Here is a 14,421-nt window from a genome sequence, read left to right as displayed (position 1 = left end):
TTCCGCTACAAGCCAACCCAGCCGCGGCCTTGCCGACCTGCCAGGCCCGCCGCCGCTGCCACTGCTAGGCAACCTGCATCAAATGCATCGCACCCGCCTCCACCAGGACATGGAGAACTGGAGCCGCGCCTATGGTCCGCTGTTCCGGGTGGTCGTGCCCGGCACGACCATGCTGGTGGTGGCCGATCCCGAGCTGATCAAGCAGGTGCTGTGCGCACGGCCGGCGACCTTTCGCCGTCCCGCCGTCACGGCGCAAGTCGCGGCCGAGATGGGGGGGCTGCCTGGCGTCTTCGATGCGGAGGGGGCCAGCTGGCGCAACCAGCGCCAGATGGTCATGCAGGCGTTTGCGCCGCATGCGGTCAAGGCCTATTTTCCGGCACTGGTCCAGGTTGCGCAGCGCCTGCAGCGCAGGTGGGAAGCTGCCACAGCGGCCGCGCGGAGCATCGCCCTGGGCGCCGACTTGCGCCTGTACACGGTCGACATCGTGGCCGGCCTGGCGTTCGGCACGGATGTGAACACCGTCGAGACGGGCGACAACGCCATCCAGCGCAACCTCGATGAAATCCTGCCCGTCGTCGCGCGCCGCAGCATGGCGGCGATTCCGTACTGGCGCTACGTCAAGTTGCCGCGTGACCGCCGCCTGGAGCGTTCCGTGGCCTTCACGCGCGACGCCGTGGATGAACTCGTCGCGCAAGCCCGCGAACGCATGCGCGCCGATCCCGCCCGCGCCGCACGACCGGGCAATATGCTCGAAGCCATGCTGGCGGCAGCCGCCCGCGAGGGCAGCGGCGTGACCGAGCGCGAAGTGGCGGGCAATGTGTTGACCATGCTGCTGGCCGGCGAAGACACCACCTCGAACAGCCTCGCGTGGCTGATCTACCTGCTGTACAGCCACCCGGCCACTCTGGCACGCGCGCGCGCTGAAGTGCTGGCCGTGGCGCCGGCCCTCGACGCGCTGGACATCGAACAGGTCGACCGGCTCGACTACCTGGACGCGTGCGCGCACGAAGCGTTGCGCCTGAAACCGCCCGCAGCCTTTATTCCGCTTCAGGCGCTGACCGACACCGTGGTCGGCGATGTGCAGATTGCGCAGGACACCATTGTCTGGTGCGTGATGCGCGCCGGCAGCCTGGACGATGCCTGGTTCACCAACGCGGCCCAGTTCGACCCGCAGCGCTGGTTCGACGACGCGCTCGACAAGAAGGCATCGATGCCCTTCGGCGCGGGTGCGCGCACCTGTCCCGCGCGCTATCTGGCGATGCTGGAAATCAAGGTGGCGCTGGCGATGCTGCTGGCGCGTTTCGACATCGTGTCGGTGGCAACGCAGCACGGCGGCGCACCGCGCGAGAAAATGGGCTTCGTGATGGAGCCCGAGGCCTTGCAGATGCGGCTGCGGGTGCGCGCATAGCAGGCAGTTCAGGCGTCGCAGTGATGGTCTGCGGATTGCTCGATGGCTTGGTAGTGTGCAATCTTCTCTGCCAGCGCTTGCGCGGCGTGACGCATGGCGTCGATCTCCGCCAGCGTCGTCCGCAAATGGTCCTCCAGCAAGCGCCGCCGTGCCGGGATGGTGGCATCGCCCATGCCGCGCAGTCTGGCGAACGTCTGCATCATGCCAATTGGCATTTGCGTCGTTCGCAAGCGCAACAAAAAGGCAATCCAGGCCATGTCCGATGCCGCGTAACGGCGATGACCGCTGGCGCCACGGCCCACTGGCGCGATCAGGCTGATGCGTTCGTAGTAGCGCAGTGTGTAGGCGGTCAGGCCAGTGTGTTTGGCAACTTCTTCGATGGTGAGATGGGTTTTCATCGGGTCTCCTGGGGCGGCACGGCGGGATCAGTCCTGGCAGCGATTTTAATCCCCCTTTTCGCAAACACCTCCCTTGCCGCGCCGATGCCGTTCAGCGCGCTGGGAAAACCCGCATAGACAGCCATTTGCAGAATGACCTCGACGATTTCTTCCGGCTTGCATCCGACATTGAGCGCGCCGTCAATATGCACCTTCAGTTGGGGCTGGGCGTTGCCCAGTGCGGTCAAGGCGGAAATGGTCGTCAGTTCTCTTGTGCAAAGCGACAGGCCCGGGCGGGAGAACACTTCGCCGTAAGCGAAATTGATGATCCAGTCGCCCAGGTCCGGCGCAATATCGCGTAGCGAATCGACGACCTGCTTGCCCGCGCCGCCAGTGATGTTCGCGAGGGTTTTTTCTCCCCGTTCCTGGCGCGCATTCTGGCCCTGCAGGGCGGTATCTGCGCAGGCCGGCCCTGCAGCCATGCATCCCGTTAGCACCAATGCGGTTTTCAGTTTCATCGTCCACTTCCTTCGCCGTCAGGGAACGCATCAGCAGCGCGGATCGCTGCTGTCGTTCCCAACACAGGCTAGTTGTTAGAGCGGACTCCAAGTCAAGTGAAAGTCACCGCGTTGCGGCTTGGGCTGCTGTCGGCGACGTTATGCATGCCGCGCGAGGCACAAGAAATTTTCGTTAATGCTTGTGGCTTCAATTCGCACGGGCTTCAATGCTCCGGATACCAGATTCCATCTTCATGCGTGCCGACGGGTTGGCAGAGTGCACAGACATTTTTGGTGGAGAAAAGCCGTGGATCATGACTTGCTCCTCCACCCATAGCACGACGTCGTAGCCGGTACCGCGCGCATCGTTTCCCAAGTCGTGATCGAGACTAATTTCACTCACATTTCCTGTTCTCAGCAAATCAATCGCTTCTTGCGGCCAATAAACGCGAATCCAACCCGTCGGTGTTGCCCGCTCATCATCGAGATATACTTTCATTGTCGCAATTCCTCGCTTTAGTCAGGCGCCAGAGAGTAGAGCAATTCAGCCAGGTCTGCTTGCTCCAGGTTGCCTTCCGCCACGTCCACCATCATTTCTTCGAGCAGGTCATCGCGGGGGATATCGATGCCTTGCAGGGACAAATAGGTGAGCGCAGTGACCAACGCAGTGCGCTTGTTTGCGTCATTGAAAACGTGCCCGCGTGCCAACGCGACGGCATACATGGCCGCAATTTCAAAAACGTCGTCCAGCCCCTCGTAGGGGATACGGCTATCGATCCGGGCCAGCGCGCCCTCAAGAGGGCCGTCACCGTGATCGCCATGCAGGCCTTGTTCTCTGCTTAAAATCAGATCGTGGATTTCGACGACTTTGGCCGCATCTATCATCGCTGTTTCTTAGCGATCGGCTAGTGCTTTGATCACTTTCGCATGCGTCGCCATGACGCGCTTCGCTGCGTTGAGTACAACGCGCGATCCATCCTTGCCCTCGAGTTGCATCGATACCGGGCGCTGCTTATCTGGGCGAGATTTCAACGTCACGCCATACGTCTTTTTCATACTCTTATCCTTTGAAGCATATAAAAGGAATCAAGTATCTTAAAACATTGCAAAATTTCTGTCTAAGGTTCTTTTTGCCGCTACTTTGCTGCTATCCGGCGTCGTAACGCAGCCCGCAAACCTTGTGTAGTCCAGTTCCATAGAACTATCGCAGGCTTAAGCCATCCAACGGCATCGGCGCCGCCTTCCCCTGCATCAGGTCCGCCAGCACGGTCGCGCTGCCGCAGGCAAACGTGAACCCGAGCGGGCCGTGCCCCACGTTCAGCCACAGGTTGTCGTAGCCGGTGGCGCCGATGATGGGCGCGCTGCCAGGCGTGGCCGGCCGCAGGCCCGCCCACGGCACGATGTGGTCGTAGTCGGCCGCATGCGGCATCGTTGCGCGTACCTGGCGCGTGAGCGTGGCCAGGCGGTGCGCGTCGAGGCGGGTGTCTTCGCCCACCATGTCGACCATGGCGGCCACGCGTAACTGGCTGCCGATGCGCGCGTACAGCACCTTGCGCTCGAAATCGGTGACGCTGATCTCGGGCGCCGTGTCGATGGCGCGGATCGGCGCGCTCAGGCTATAACCTTTTAGTGGGTACAGCGGCAAATAAATGCCCGCCGTCTGCGCCAGCGTGCGGCTCTGGATGCCGGCGGCCAGCACGTAGGCATCCGCCTGCAGCACGCCACGATTCGTGCGCACGCCGACGATGCGGCGGCTGTCGTTGATCAGGCTGTGCGCGTCGGCGTGCACGATGGCGCGAAAACCAGGGTGCGCCTGCAAACGCGCCGCCAGCGCCTGGCAAAAAGCATGGCAGTCGGCCACCGCTTCGCCGCTGTTGTAGATGCCGCCGGCCAGTACCGGTTCGGCAGCGGCCAGGGCCGGTTCGCGGGCGACGCATTCGGCGGCACTGAGCACCAGGCCCGCATCCGGACGGCTGGCCGCGGCGGCGAAGGTGTGGGCGCTGCGGTAGACGACCAGTTTGCCGGCGTCGCGCCAAGCGAAATCGTCCAGGCGCACGTGTGTTTCCAGCTGCGCCATCGCGTGGCGCGACAGTTCGCCCAGCTGCAGCAACTGGCCAGTGGTCGTGCGGTTGACGGCGGCACTGCAGTGTTTTAAAAAACTGGCCAGCCAGCGCCACTGGCGCAGGTCGGCCTCGGGCCGAAAGCGCAGCGGGCCGTTTTTATCGAACAGCCATTGCAAGGCTTTCAGGGGCACGCCGGCGTCGGCCAGGGGCGCGACGTAACGGTAACTCAACTGGCCGCCATTGCGCGCGCTGGCCGCGCTGGCCACCTGGGGCGCCCGCTCGAGCAGCGTCACGCCGAAGCCGGCTTCGAGCAGCCACCAGGCCGAGGTCAGCCCCACCACGCCGCCGCCAATCACGATCACTTGTTTCATACGGCTATTTTGCTCTGCATCATATGGACGAGCTTAGGGGCTGGTTCGCCACGCCGCTAATGAATTCACAGCGCCAGGGCATAACCCCCAGTCATGTGTCGCACTGCAGCGCCGCGGTTTGACCCGCTTGTGTGGCGGGGTCGACGCTGTGCCCGCCGATCAGCACCACCATGTCGTCGCGCAGTCCAGCCAGATGGCCTCGCAACATGGCCTTCTCCGGTGCGGATAAAAAATGTAGGCAAGCCTCAGGGCGTATCGTATGATCGTTTTCCGATTCCCCGCAAGCACACCATGAGCGCCGCACCCTCCGCCTTCCAGCGCGACAGCAACGACAATTCTCCCCTCTATTTGCAGGTCGCCCGCAAGCTGGTCCAGGATGTGCGCGCCGGCCGCTACCGGGTCGACCAGGCCTTGCCGAGCGAACGTCTGCTCTCGGAACAGCTCGACATTTCGCGCGTGACGGCGCGCAAGGCCATCGATCAGCTCGTCGACCAGGGCCTGGTGGTGCGCCGGCGCGGCTCGGGCAACTACGTGGCGCCGCGCATCGAGCAGCCGCTCTCGACGCTGTCGAGCTTTTCCGAGCAGCTCGAGCAGCGCGGTTACCGGCCATCGTCGACCTGGCTGAAACGGGAAGTCGTGCTGGCCAGCACCGACGAACAGCTGGCGCTGGGCTTGCCGCACAACAGCCGCGTGGCGCGCCTGGAACGCTTGCGCCTGGCCGACGACGTGGCCATGGCCTATGAAGTGAGCGTGATCCCGGTCGCGTTGCTGCCGCGCCCGCAGGACCTGACGGCGTCGTTGTACGCCCACCTCGACCGCGGCGGCAACTTGCCGGTGCGCGCCGTCCAGCACATCCGGGCGATGAACGCGCCGGCGCTGCTGGCCGAGCGATTGGGGGTGCCGGAAGGGCGCGCTGTGCTGTACATTACCCGTACCGGTTATCTCGCTTCCGGTGTGGCGGTGGAGTTGACGCATTCGTATTGTCGCAGTGATCACTACGACTTCGTCGCGGAAATGCAACGGGCCGCGTAGGCCGCGCCGCATAACTTTTTGGCATGCGCCCGGCTCCACCTTTCATGACGAACACGGCATTGTTGGTATTACACTGGTCTCATGCTGAAAACTGAAACGCCCGCGGCGATCCATACCGAACTGGACCAGTACCCCACTGCCGAACTGGTCAATGCCCTGGTCGACGACCAGTTTGCCGCCGTCGAGGCGGTCCGTGCTGCCGCTCCCCTGCTTGCCGCTGCCGTTGCAGCCGCGCTGCCGCGCATTCAAGCCGGTGGCCGCATCGTCTACGTCGGTGCCGGCACCTCCGGCCGCCTGGGCGTGCTCGACAGCGTGGAGCTGTATCCCACCTTCTCCTGGCCAAAAGAGCGCGCCATTGCGCTGCTGGCCGGTGGCCACGGTGCCATGTTCGTCGCCGTGGAAGGCGCCGAAGACGACCGCGCGCAGGGCGCGCGCGACCTGGTTGCGGTCGAGGTCGGCCGCAACGACGTGGTGCTGCTGCTGGCCGCGTCCGGCGCCACGCCGTACGTGCTGGGCGCGCTGCACGCGGCGCGCGCGGCCGGGGCGCTGACGGTGGGCTTTGCCAACAACCCGCAGGCGCCGGTGGTGCTGGAAGCCGAGATCGGCGTCACGCTCGACACCGGCGCGGAGCTCATTTCCGGCAGCACGCGCTTAAAAGCCGGCACCTCGCAGAAGATCGCCCTGAACACCTTCTCCAGTGCGCTGATGGTGCGTTTGAACAAGGTGTATGGCAACCTGATGGTAGACTTGAAGGCAAGCAACGCCAAGCTGGTGCTGCGCGCCGTCAGCCTGACCCGGTTTGCCACCGGCGCCGATGAAGCGGCGGCAAGAGCCGTACTGGAACAGTGCGATTTCCACGTCAAGGTGGCCATTGTCGCCTTGAAAAATCAGATTAGTGTCGACGCGGCACGCGCCTTGCTCGACACCTCCCACGGGAGCGTCAGGCAAGCGCTCACCTGAAAGAGCTATGCAAACGACGCAAGCGAAAAATCCGTGGCTGTGGGTCCCGCCGCTTTATTTTGCCCAGGCCATTCCGTATGTGATCGTCGTGGTCCTGTCCACGCTGATCTACAAGGACCTGGGCGTGTCCAACGCCGACGCCACGTTTTTTACGAGTCTGCTGTATTTGCCGTGGGTGATCAAGCCGCTGTGGTCGCCCGTGGTCGACATGTTCGGCACCAAGCGCCGCTGGACCATCCTGATGCAGCTGATCGTTGCGCTCGGCATCGGCGCCACCGCCGGCGTGCTGCAAATGCCAGGCTTTTTCATGATCAGCCTGGCCATCATGTGGGTGATTGCGCTGGCCTCGGCCACGCACGACATCGCCGCCGACGGCTTTTATATGCTCGGCCTGCCGCAAAAGGGGCAAGCGGCGTATGTGGGCGTACGCAGCACGTTTTACAGGCTGGCGTCGCTGGCGATGCAGGGCCCGGTCGTGATTTTTGCCGGCCACCTGATCAAGACGCTCGGCAACCCGGCGCAGGCGTGGTCGATCGCACTGGGCATCGTGGCCGCCATCTTCGGCCTGTTCGTGCTGTGGCATCAATTTGTGCTGCCGCGCCCGGCCGACGACCACGCCGTCAAGCACAGCGACAACCCGTTCGCCGACTTCATTGCCACCTTCCGCGCGTTTTTCGCCAGGCGCGACATCTGGCTGATCCTCGGCTTCATTCTGACCTTCCGCCTGGGCGAGTCGCAGCTCCTGAAACTCGTGCTGCCATTCCTGCGCGACCCGATTGTCAAAGGCGGCCTGGGCCTGTCGACCGAGCAGGTCGGTTTTGCCTACGGCACCGTCGGCGTGATCGCGCTGACCATCGGCGGCCTGGCCGGCGGCTATCTGATTTCGCGCTTCGGTCTGAAGCGCTGCCTGTGGCTGATGGTGTTCGCCGTACACTTGCCGGACCTGGTGTTCGTCTACCTGTCGGCCGCGCAGCCCGGCAATTTTTATTTGATCAGCGCATTCCTGGCCGTCGAGCAGTTCGGCTACGGCTTCGGTTTCACGGCCATGATGCTGTACATGATCATGGTGTCCGACGGCGAGCACAAGACGGCGCACTATGCCATCTGCACCGGCCTGATGGCGCTTGGGATGATGGTGCCGGGCATGTTCAGTGGGCGCGTGCAGGAGTTTTTGGGCTACCAGCATTTCTTCGTCTGGGTCTGCCTGGCGACGATCCCCGCGTTTGTCATGGCGGCGCTGGTGAAAATCGATCCGGAATTTGGCAAGAAGAGTGCGTAAGGTCGCGCCTGTGATGCTTTATGCTCTTCCTTTCGCCCCTGTATTTGAAAGAATTGCCGCGTGCCCAATTTAAAAAAGCGCGCCTTCGCGCTCGCCGGCGCCCTGTCGCTCGGCGCCCTGCTTGCCAGCTGCAGCACCAATAAGCCGAAGCCGGTCGCGCCTGTCGCACCGGCCGCGACCACGCGTCCGAACGCGGCAGTCGTGCGCGGCGGCGCCATGCCGCCCGCCGCGCCGCGCGAATTCCGCGCCGCCTGGGTCTCGACGGTGGCCAATATCGACTGGCCGAGCCGTTCGAACCTGACCGCCGACAAGCAGCAAGCGGAGGCCATCGCCATCCTCGAGCGTGCCCGCGCCCTGAACCTGAACGCCATCGTGCTGCAGGTACGCCCTGCGGCCGACGCCATTTACGCGTCCAACATTGAGCCGTGGTCGGAATACCTGACCGGTCAGCAGGGGCAGCCTCCCAGGCCGTTTTACGATCCGCTGGCGTTCTGGATCAAGGAAGCGCACGCGCGCGGGATGGAATTGCACGCCTGGTTCAACCCCTACCGGGCGCGCCAGACGGTGGGCAAGCCGACCGCGGCGAACCACATTTCGCGGACCTATCCGGCCGCGGTGAAAAATTACGGCAAGCTCGAATGGATGGACCCGGGCGAAGAAGCTGCGTCCAGCCAGACCCTGGCCGTGGTGCTGGACGTGGTGCGCCGGTATGACATCGACGGGGTCCACGTCGACGATTATTTTTATCCGTATCCGATCGACGCGGCCGGCGCAGACAATGGCGCGTTGGACGGCAAGGGCGGCAAGCAGGAACTGGATTTCCCCGACTGGGCCTCGTGGCAGCGCTACGTGAACAGCGGCGGCAAGCTCGATCGCGCCTCCTGGCGACGCCAGAACGTGAATAAACTGATCGAAGCGATGTACACCGGCATCCACCGCGAAAAGAGCTGGGTGCGCTTCGGCGTCAGCCCGTTCGGCGTGGGCCGGCCCGACCGCCGCCCGCCCGGCATCGTTGGCTTTTCGCAGTACGACAAACTGTATGCGGACGTGGAACTGTGGCTGGAAAACGGCTGGCTCGATTACCTCACGCCCCAGCTGTACTGGCCCATCGCACAAAAGCCGCAAGCCTACGATGTGCTGCTCGACTACTGGCTGGCGCAGAACCGCAAGGCGCGACACGTCTGGCCGGGCCTGTTCACCAGCCGCATCGGCGCGCCAACCAGGGAATACCAGCCGCAGGAAATCGTCGACCAGATCGACGTGACGCGCACGCGGCCCGCTGCCGGTGGCCACGTCCACTTCAGCATGGCGGCGTTGATGGAAAACCGCAAAGGCGTCTATGACCGCCTGCGCGTGGCGTCCTACCCGGGCCAGGCGCTGGTGCCGGCGTCCTCCTGGCTGGGCAGCACGGTGCCGGGCGTGCCGGTGGTGCAGGCAGGCCACCAGGCCAATGTCACCAAACTGCAACTGACGGCGGGCAGCAACAATGCCCTGTATGCGATCTGGGCCCGTTATGGCGACGAGTGGCGCTTCACGGTGGTGCCGGCCGCGCGCGTGGACTGGGCTCTGCCGGACGATGCCCGCCTGGGGGCGGCGAATGCGGTGGTGGTCAGCGCCGTCGACCGCCTCGGTAACGAAAGTGCGCGCCTGAAAGTGCTCTGAGCCGTTCAGGTATAACATTTGGCTATGCGCATACGGTCAGCATTCATGCGCGCCCCATCTTGTCTGAACCTACACTCGCATCATGAAAAATGATCACGCACCTGGCTTGGGCATCGACGCCGGCGGCACCCGCACACGCTGGGCGCTGGCCGACCGCGCTGGCGCCATCGTCGCCGAGGGGGAAGTGGCGGGCCTGTCGGCGCTGCAGATGGGTAGCAACACGGGCCGCACCGCCCTGCATGCACGCCTGACGCAGCTGGCCGACACGGTGCTGGCCCATGGCAAGCCAGGCGCCATCCGCGCCGGCCTCACCGGCTTTGGCGGCGACGGCGCGCAGTTGCAGCGATGGCTGGCGACGCTGTTCGACATGCCCGCCAGCGCCGTCACGCTGTGCAATGACATCGAAATTGCCTACGCCGCCTGCTTTCAGCCGGGAGCCGGTTACCTGGTCTACGCGGGCACCGGCTCGATCGGGGCCTGGATCGCGGCCGACGGCGTGTTGCACCGCGCCGGTGGCCGTGGCGTGGTGCTCGACGATGGCGGCGGCGGCTTCTGGATCGCGCGCGAAGCGCTGCGCCACATCTGGCGCCGCGAAGACGAGCAGCCCGGCGCCTGGCAGGATTCCATCATGGCGCGCGCCGTGTTCGACCAGATCGGCGGCAGCGACTGGGACCATTCGCGCCAGTTCATCTACGGCCAGGAACGCGGCGCGGTCGGCCAGCTGGCCATGGCGGTGGCCGCCAGTGCCGACGCCGACCCGGTAGCGGCCGGCATCCTGCGCCACGCGGGGCGCGAACTGGCGCGCCTGGCCATCGCCCTGCGCGGCCGCTTCGGTGCGCGCCCGGTGGCTTTGTCCGGCCGCGCCGCAACGCTGCATCCGATGATTTTCGACGCCATGCGCGCCGCGCTGCCGCCCGACTTGCCGCTTGCGCTGGCCGGCAGCGAAGCCCATCTTGCCGCAGCGCGCGCCGCTGCCGTATATTGATTCCTTATCCTCGACCAAAACGCCCATGAAACTGTTCGCTCCCATCCTGCTGGCCCTGCTCACGCTGACCGGCTGCGCCACCGGCCCGCGCATCGACCACACCTACAACGCCGTCGGCCAGGCTCCGCGCGTGCGCTTCATCGTGCTGCACTACACGGTGTCCGACAAGGCCAGTTCCATCAAGATCCTGACGCAGCAGCAGGTCAGCGCCCATTACCTGCTCACCGACGACCCGCAACCGGTGATCTACGGGCTGGTGGACGAAACCCAGGCGTCCTGGCACGCGGGCCTGTCGAACTGGAAGTCGTTCACGCAGTTGAACGGTATTTCGGTCGGCATCGAGATCGTCAACAAGGGCTGGACCGATACGCCGCAGGGCCGCGTGTATGCGCCGTTCACGCAGGCGCAGATGGACACGCTGATCCCGCTGATCAAGGACATCGCCACGCGCAACAAGGTGGCGCCGGAGAATATCCTCGGCCACAGCGACGTCGCGCCTTTGCGCAAGCAGGATCCAGGACCGATGTTCCCGTGGATCCAGCTGGCCAAGGCCGGCCTGATCGTCTGGCCCGACGCCACCCGCGTGGCGGCCCTGCAGCCGGCCTTCGAAGCGATGCTGCCGGACGTGGCCTGGTTCCAGCAAAAACTGGCGGCCCACGGTTACGCCATCGTGCCAAGCGGCGAGCTCGATGAACAGACGCGCACCGTGCTGGGCGCCTTCCAGATGAAATACCGCCCGGCGAAATACGACGGCCAGCCCGATGCCGAAAGCGCCGCGCTGCTGGAGGTGCTGACCGCGCCGGCAAGCGCGCCGCTTCCGGCGGTCGCGGCCGTCAAATAGGGAACGCCGATGCGCCTGCGTCACATTGAAGTCTTCCACGCGATCATGCAGGTCGGCACTATCAGCGGCGCCGCCCAGGTGCTGCACATTTCGCAGCCAGCCGTGACCAAGGTGCTGCAGCACGCCGAACTGCAACTGGGCATGCCGCTGTTCGAGCGCGTGCGCGGCAAACTGTATCCGAAGCCGGAAGCACATCGGCTCTTCATCGAGACCGAAAAACTCAACCGCGATTTGCAAAGCATCCGTCGCCTCGCCGCCAGCTTGAAGGGCCGCGCGGTGGAGACGGTGCGGCTGGTGGCCACACCGACCATCGCAATCAGCGTGCTGCCGGCTGCGATGAAGGCGTGGCGGCGCGACTTTGCGCAGACGCGCTGCGAACTGGGCACCCACCACACCAGCGAAATCGTCAATGCCCTGCGCCTGGGCGAAGCTGATCTGGCGGTGTCGCTGCAGGATCCGCGCCATCCCGGCATCGTGGCGGAACCGATTGCGCAGGGTTTTTTGACGGCGGTGGCGCCGGCCGGCACCTGGACGGCGGCGCAATGCGCGCAGCCATTTGGCCCGCGCAATTTACAGGGTGAATTGATCGGCATGGCCGGCGACGATCCGCTGGGTGAGCTGGTGCTGGCGGCCTGCGAAGCGCAGGACGTGCAGCCGGTGTTCCATACCGTGGTGCAGACCTACCAGATTGCGCGCTCGCTGGTGGAAGCTGGCGCCGGCGTGGCGGTGCTCGATCCCTTCACGGCCGCGTCGGCGGTGGCCGGCAAGGTGCAGTGCCGCAGCTGGGCGCCGGCCATTTCCGTGCAGTTGTATCTGCTCACCGCCAGCCACGCGCCGCTGTCGCACGGGGCGCGGGCACTGGCCAACACGATAGGCGCGGCGGCGCGCGCCTGCCTGGAGCGAGGTGCCGCGTGAACCCCGACTTCCGGCACCTGTCGACGATCCCGGGTATTGCCGTCGACCTGCGCTATGCGGGCCCGCATAATTTTTTGGGGCGCGATTTGTACGGATCGCACGACTGCGCGTGGCTGCATGTGCAGGCGGCCAGCGCACTGGAGCGCGTGGTCGCGTGGCTGGCATTGAAACGTCCCGGGGTACGGGTACTGGTGCTCGACGCCCTGCGCCCGCAACGGGTGCAGCAGGAACTCTGGGATGCGCTGGCCGGCACCGATTTGCAGATGTACCTGGCCGAACCCACGCGCGGCTCGATCCACTCGTTCGGCATGGCGCTCGACGTGACCATCCTCGATGAGGCGGGCGTGGAGCTGGACATGGGGACCGGTTTCGACGACATGACCGAACTGTCGCACCCGGCGCTGGAAGAGGGTTTTCTGGCGTGCGGGGATTTGACGGCGGAACAGGTAGCCAACCGCCAGCTGCTGCGCGACGCCATGTTCCAGGCCGGCTTTGTCGGCATCCGCACCGAATGGTGGCACTTCGATTGCGGCGACCGCAATCTGGTGCGCGCGACGTTTCAGCGGATTCTCTAAGGCGTGCGCGCCACCCAGTCGACCAGCGCATCGAGCACGGCGCGGCCCTTGCCGTCACCCGCATGCTCGTCATTGATCATGGCCACCACCACGCTCTGGCGCCCGGCCGCATCGGTCACATAACCGGCCAGCGCGACGCCATTTTTCAGCGAACCCGTTTTCAGGCGCGCGTGCCCCGCTGCCGGGCTGTCACGCAGTCGCTGGCGCATGGTGCCATCGACGCCGGCAATCGGGAAGCTGGACAGGAACTCTGGCGCCCACTGGCTTTTCAACCCGGCCTGCAGCAAGCCGCCCATTTGCAGCGCCGTGAAGCGCTCGATGCGCGACAGACCGGAACCGTTCTCGAACACAGCGCCGGTGTCGTCGATGGCGTGGTTGCGCAGCCACGTGCGCACCACGCGATCAGCCCGTACGCTGGTCGCCTCGCCAGACGCCGGCAAGGCATGGCTGCCCAGCGCCGGATCGGCTTCCAGGCTGCCCAGCGATAAAAACAAGATGCGCGCCAACGCATTGTCCGACGGTTTATTGGTATCGCGGATCACCTCTGGCAACGCACGCGCCGCGTGTTCAGCCAGCAGACGCGCATCCGCCGGCATGGCGCCTTCGACGGTGGCGCCACGCAGCGCGCCGCCCAATTGGCGCCAAAGCAGGCGGAACAGGCGGTCGACGTAATCCTGGCGATCGACAACGTTGATGCTGTACGTGCGCGCGCAATTTTTCGGGAAGGTGCCGTGCAGGGTGACGCGGATGGTGCCGTTCTCGCGCTGCTCGGCCTGGGGCGGCTTCCAGCCATCGTCCCACTGCTTGCAGGCGGCTGTCACCAGCGTCATGTTCGACGCCACGCTGACGTTCTCCAGCGCCGGCTGGCTGGTCACCTGCAGTCCTTGATCGGTCGCGCGCAGGTCTAGCTGCAGCATGTTCCGGTTGACCATCAGCGCATCGGGAATCACGTTGTAATACGCTTCCGGCGCTTCGTCGAACGGCTGCCTGGCAAGGTCGTCTCTGGCCGGCGCAAACAGCTGGCGATCCAGCACCAGGCGGCCCTCGATTTTCCGGATACCCTGGTTGCGCAGCGCGCGCAGCATGTTTTCCAGCACGGCGTCGGTGAGATCGACGTCGGCGCCGCCACGCAGCACCAGGTCGCCTTTCAAGACGCCGTTCACCAGCGGCGCATTGGTACGCAGTTCGGTGCGGCCGCGGAACACCGGGCCGAGTTGTTCGAGCGCCACCAGCGTCGTCACCAGTTTCATCGTCGATGCCGGCTGCATCGGCCGTTCCGCGCGGTGGGACAACACGACGGTGTCGCCGCGCAGCACCAGCACGCTGAGTGAATCGTCCGGTAACTGGCCCGCCGCCATCTGGCGCGCGACCGGTTCGGGCAAGGTCGACTGGGCATACGCCGCAGGCATCCAGGCAAGCAAGGCTAGGCTGACGAGATGGCGAATCATGCAGTGAA

General features: G+C 65.0%; 16 protein-coding genes. 9 read left to right on the top strand and 7 right to left on the bottom strand.

Features of this window, described 5'->3' with window-relative positions; all coding sequences use genetic code 11:
- Positions 1-82: 82 nt before the first annotated feature.
- A complete protein-coding gene (locus V6M87_RS06640) occupies positions 83-1,408 on the top strand; it encodes a cytochrome P450 (RefSeq protein ID WP_442920558.1) in 1,326 nt (441 codons plus the stop codon).
- 8 nt (positions 1,409-1,416) lie between these two features.
- Here the strand turns inward: V6M87_RS06640 and V6M87_RS06635 are convergent, their stop codons facing one another.
- The 6 genes from V6M87_RS06635 to V6M87_RS06610 all read right to left on the bottom strand — a co-directional run bounded on the left by V6M87_RS06635 (position 1,417) and on the right by V6M87_RS06610 (position 4,716).
- Positions 1,417-1,806, bottom strand: coding sequence for a MerR family transcriptional regulator (locus V6M87_RS06635; protein WP_332875811.1), 390 nt, complete (start codon positions 1,804-1,806; stop codon positions 1,417-1,419).
- Entirely contained in the window at positions 1,803-2,267 is a 465-nt protein-coding gene (locus tag V6M87_RS06630; RefSeq protein WP_442920561.1) for a carboxymuconolactone decarboxylase family protein, read from the bottom strand. The genes V6M87_RS06635 and V6M87_RS06630 overlap by 4 nt, the downstream gene beginning before the upstream one ends.
- A gap of 223 nt (positions 2,268-2,490) precedes the next feature.
- Positions 2,491-2,781 carry a cyclic-phosphate processing receiver domain-containing protein gene (locus V6M87_RS06625; RefSeq protein ID WP_332875809.1) on the bottom strand — a complete coding sequence of 97 codons (291 nt, stop codon included), beginning with the start codon at positions 2,779-2,781 and terminating at the stop codon, positions 2,491-2,493.
- Positions 2,782-2,798: 17 nt separating this feature from the next.
- Complete coding sequence (locus V6M87_RS06620; protein WP_332875808.1) at positions 2,799-3,167, bottom strand: type II toxin-antitoxin system death-on-curing family toxin; 369 nt, start codon at positions 3,165-3,167, stop codon at positions 2,799-2,801.
- 9 nt (positions 3,168-3,176) lie between these two features.
- Entirely contained in the window at positions 3,177-3,338 is a 162-nt protein-coding gene (locus V6M87_RS06615; protein ID WP_332875807.1) for a hypothetical protein, read from the bottom strand.
- A 145-nt stretch (positions 3,339-3,483) separates the two neighbouring features.
- A complete protein-coding gene (locus V6M87_RS06610; RefSeq protein ID WP_332875806.1) occupies positions 3,484-4,716 on the bottom strand; it encodes a D-amino acid dehydrogenase in 1,233 nt (410 codons plus the stop codon).
- Positions 4,717-5,007: 291 nt separating this feature from the next.
- On the opposite strand from V6M87_RS06610, the gene V6M87_RS06605 reads away from it, so the two are divergent.
- The 8 genes from V6M87_RS06605 (at position 5,008) to V6M87_RS06570 (ending at position 12,965) form a co-directional block, all read left to right on the top strand.
- Positions 5,008-5,748 (top strand): GntR family transcriptional regulator, encoded by a 741-nt coding sequence (locus V6M87_RS06605; protein ID WP_332875805.1) that lies wholly within the window; start codon positions 5,008-5,010, stop codon positions 5,746-5,748.
- Between the two features lie 81 nt (positions 5,749-5,829).
- The gene (locus V6M87_RS06600) at positions 5,830-6,708 is read left to right on the top strand and encodes an N-acetylmuramic acid 6-phosphate etherase (protein WP_332875804.1); all 879 of its coding nucleotides are present in this window, start codon (positions 5,830-5,832) and stop codon (positions 6,706-6,708) included.
- Positions 6,709-6,715: 7 nt separating this feature from the next.
- Complete coding sequence (locus V6M87_RS06595; protein WP_332875803.1) at positions 6,716-7,987, top strand: MFS transporter; 1,272 nt, start codon at positions 6,716-6,718, stop codon at positions 7,985-7,987.
- Positions 7,988-8,047: 60 nt separating this feature from the next.
- Positions 8,048-9,649 carry a glycoside hydrolase family 10 protein gene (locus V6M87_RS06590; RefSeq protein ID WP_332875802.1) on the top strand — a complete coding sequence of 534 codons (1,602 nt, stop codon included), beginning with the start codon at positions 8,048-8,050 and terminating at the stop codon, positions 9,647-9,649.
- 82 nt (positions 9,650-9,731) lie between these two features.
- Positions 9,732-10,634 carry an N-acetylglucosamine kinase gene (locus V6M87_RS06585; RefSeq protein WP_332875801.1) on the top strand — a complete coding sequence of 301 codons (903 nt, stop codon included), beginning with the start codon at positions 9,732-9,734 and terminating at the stop codon, positions 10,632-10,634.
- A gap of 25 nt (positions 10,635-10,659) precedes the next feature.
- Positions 10,660-11,475: an N-acetylmuramoyl-L-alanine amidase gene (locus V6M87_RS06580; protein WP_332875800.1), complete on the top strand. Its 816-nt coding sequence runs from the start codon at positions 10,660-10,662 to the stop codon at positions 11,473-11,475.
- Positions 11,476-11,484: 9 nt separating this feature from the next.
- Positions 11,485-12,390 (top strand): LysR family transcriptional regulator, encoded by a 906-nt coding sequence (locus V6M87_RS06575; RefSeq protein WP_332875799.1) that lies wholly within the window; start codon positions 11,485-11,487, stop codon positions 12,388-12,390.
- Positions 12,387-12,965 carry a M15 family metallopeptidase gene (locus V6M87_RS06570; protein ID WP_332875798.1) on the top strand — a complete coding sequence of 193 codons (579 nt, stop codon included), beginning with the start codon at positions 12,387-12,389 and terminating at the stop codon, positions 12,963-12,965. Before V6M87_RS06575 ends, V6M87_RS06570 begins: the two co-directional genes overlap by 4 nt.
- On the opposite strand, the gene dacB is transcribed toward V6M87_RS06570, so the two are convergent.
- Positions 12,962-14,413, bottom strand: a complete 1,452-nt coding sequence (gene dacB / locus V6M87_RS06565; protein ID WP_332875797.1) for a D-alanyl-D-alanine carboxypeptidase/D-alanyl-D-alanine endopeptidase — start codon at positions 14,411-14,413, stop codon at positions 12,962-12,964. The genes V6M87_RS06570 and dacB overlap by 4 nt on opposite strands.
- Positions 14,414-14,421 lie beyond the last annotated feature (8 nt).

Origin of the sequence: Massilia sp. S19_KUP03_FR1 (assembly GCF_036688685.1) — a bacterium.
Lineage (GTDB): Bacteria > Pseudomonadota > Gammaproteobacteria > Burkholderiales > Burkholderiaceae_D > JALYUM01.
Note: the sequence above shows the minus strand (reverse complement) of the source record. Positions and strands in the feature narration are given on the sequence as shown.

What these genes read in the sequence shown, in the direction of transcription:
- V6M87_RS06640 (WP_442920558.1), top strand. Translation starts at nt 83, where the DNA reads ATGCATCGCACCCGCCTCCACCAGGACATGGAGAACTGGAGCCGCGCC.
- V6M87_RS06635 (WP_332875811.1), bottom strand. Translation starts at nt 1,806, where the DNA reads ATGAAAACCCATCTCACCATCGAAGAAGTTGCCAAACACACTGGCCTG.
- V6M87_RS06630 (WP_442920561.1), bottom strand. Translation starts at nt 2,267, where the DNA reads ATGGCTGCAGGGCCGGCCTGCGCAGATACCGCCCTGCAGGGCCAGAAT.
- V6M87_RS06625 (WP_332875809.1), bottom strand. Translation starts at nt 2,781, where the DNA reads ATGAAAGTATATCTCGATGATGAGCGGGCAACACCGACGGGTTGGATT.
- V6M87_RS06620 (WP_332875808.1), bottom strand. Translation starts at nt 3,167, where the DNA reads ATGATAGATGCGGCCAAAGTCGTCGAAATCCACGATCTGATTTTAAGC.
- V6M87_RS06615 (WP_332875807.1), bottom strand. Translation starts at nt 3,338, where the DNA reads ATGAAAAAGACGTATGGCGTGACGTTGAAATCTCGCCCAGATAAGCAG.
- V6M87_RS06610 (WP_332875806.1), bottom strand. Translation starts at nt 4,716, where the DNA reads ATGAAACAAGTGATCGTGATTGGCGGCGGCGTGGTGGGGCTGACCTCG.
- V6M87_RS06605 (WP_332875805.1), top strand. Translation starts at nt 5,008, where the DNA reads ATGAGCGCCGCACCCTCCGCCTTCCAGCGCGACAGCAACGACAATTCT.
- V6M87_RS06600 (WP_332875804.1), top strand. Translation starts at nt 5,830, where the DNA reads ATGCTGAAAACTGAAACGCCCGCGGCGATCCATACCGAACTGGACCAG.
- V6M87_RS06595 (WP_332875803.1), top strand. Translation starts at nt 6,716, where the DNA reads ATGCAAACGACGCAAGCGAAAAATCCGTGGCTGTGGGTCCCGCCGCTT.
- V6M87_RS06585 (WP_332875801.1), top strand. Translation starts at nt 9,732, where the DNA reads ATGAAAAATGATCACGCACCTGGCTTGGGCATCGACGCCGGCGGCACC.
- V6M87_RS06580 (WP_332875800.1), top strand. Translation starts at nt 10,660, where the DNA reads ATGAAACTGTTCGCTCCCATCCTGCTGGCCCTGCTCACGCTGACCGGC.
- V6M87_RS06575 (WP_332875799.1), top strand. Translation starts at nt 11,485, where the DNA reads ATGCGCCTGCGTCACATTGAAGTCTTCCACGCGATCATGCAGGTCGGC.
- dacB (WP_332875797.1), bottom strand. Translation starts at nt 14,413, where the DNA reads ATGATTCGCCATCTCGTCAGCCTAGCCTTGCTTGCCTGGATGCCTGCG.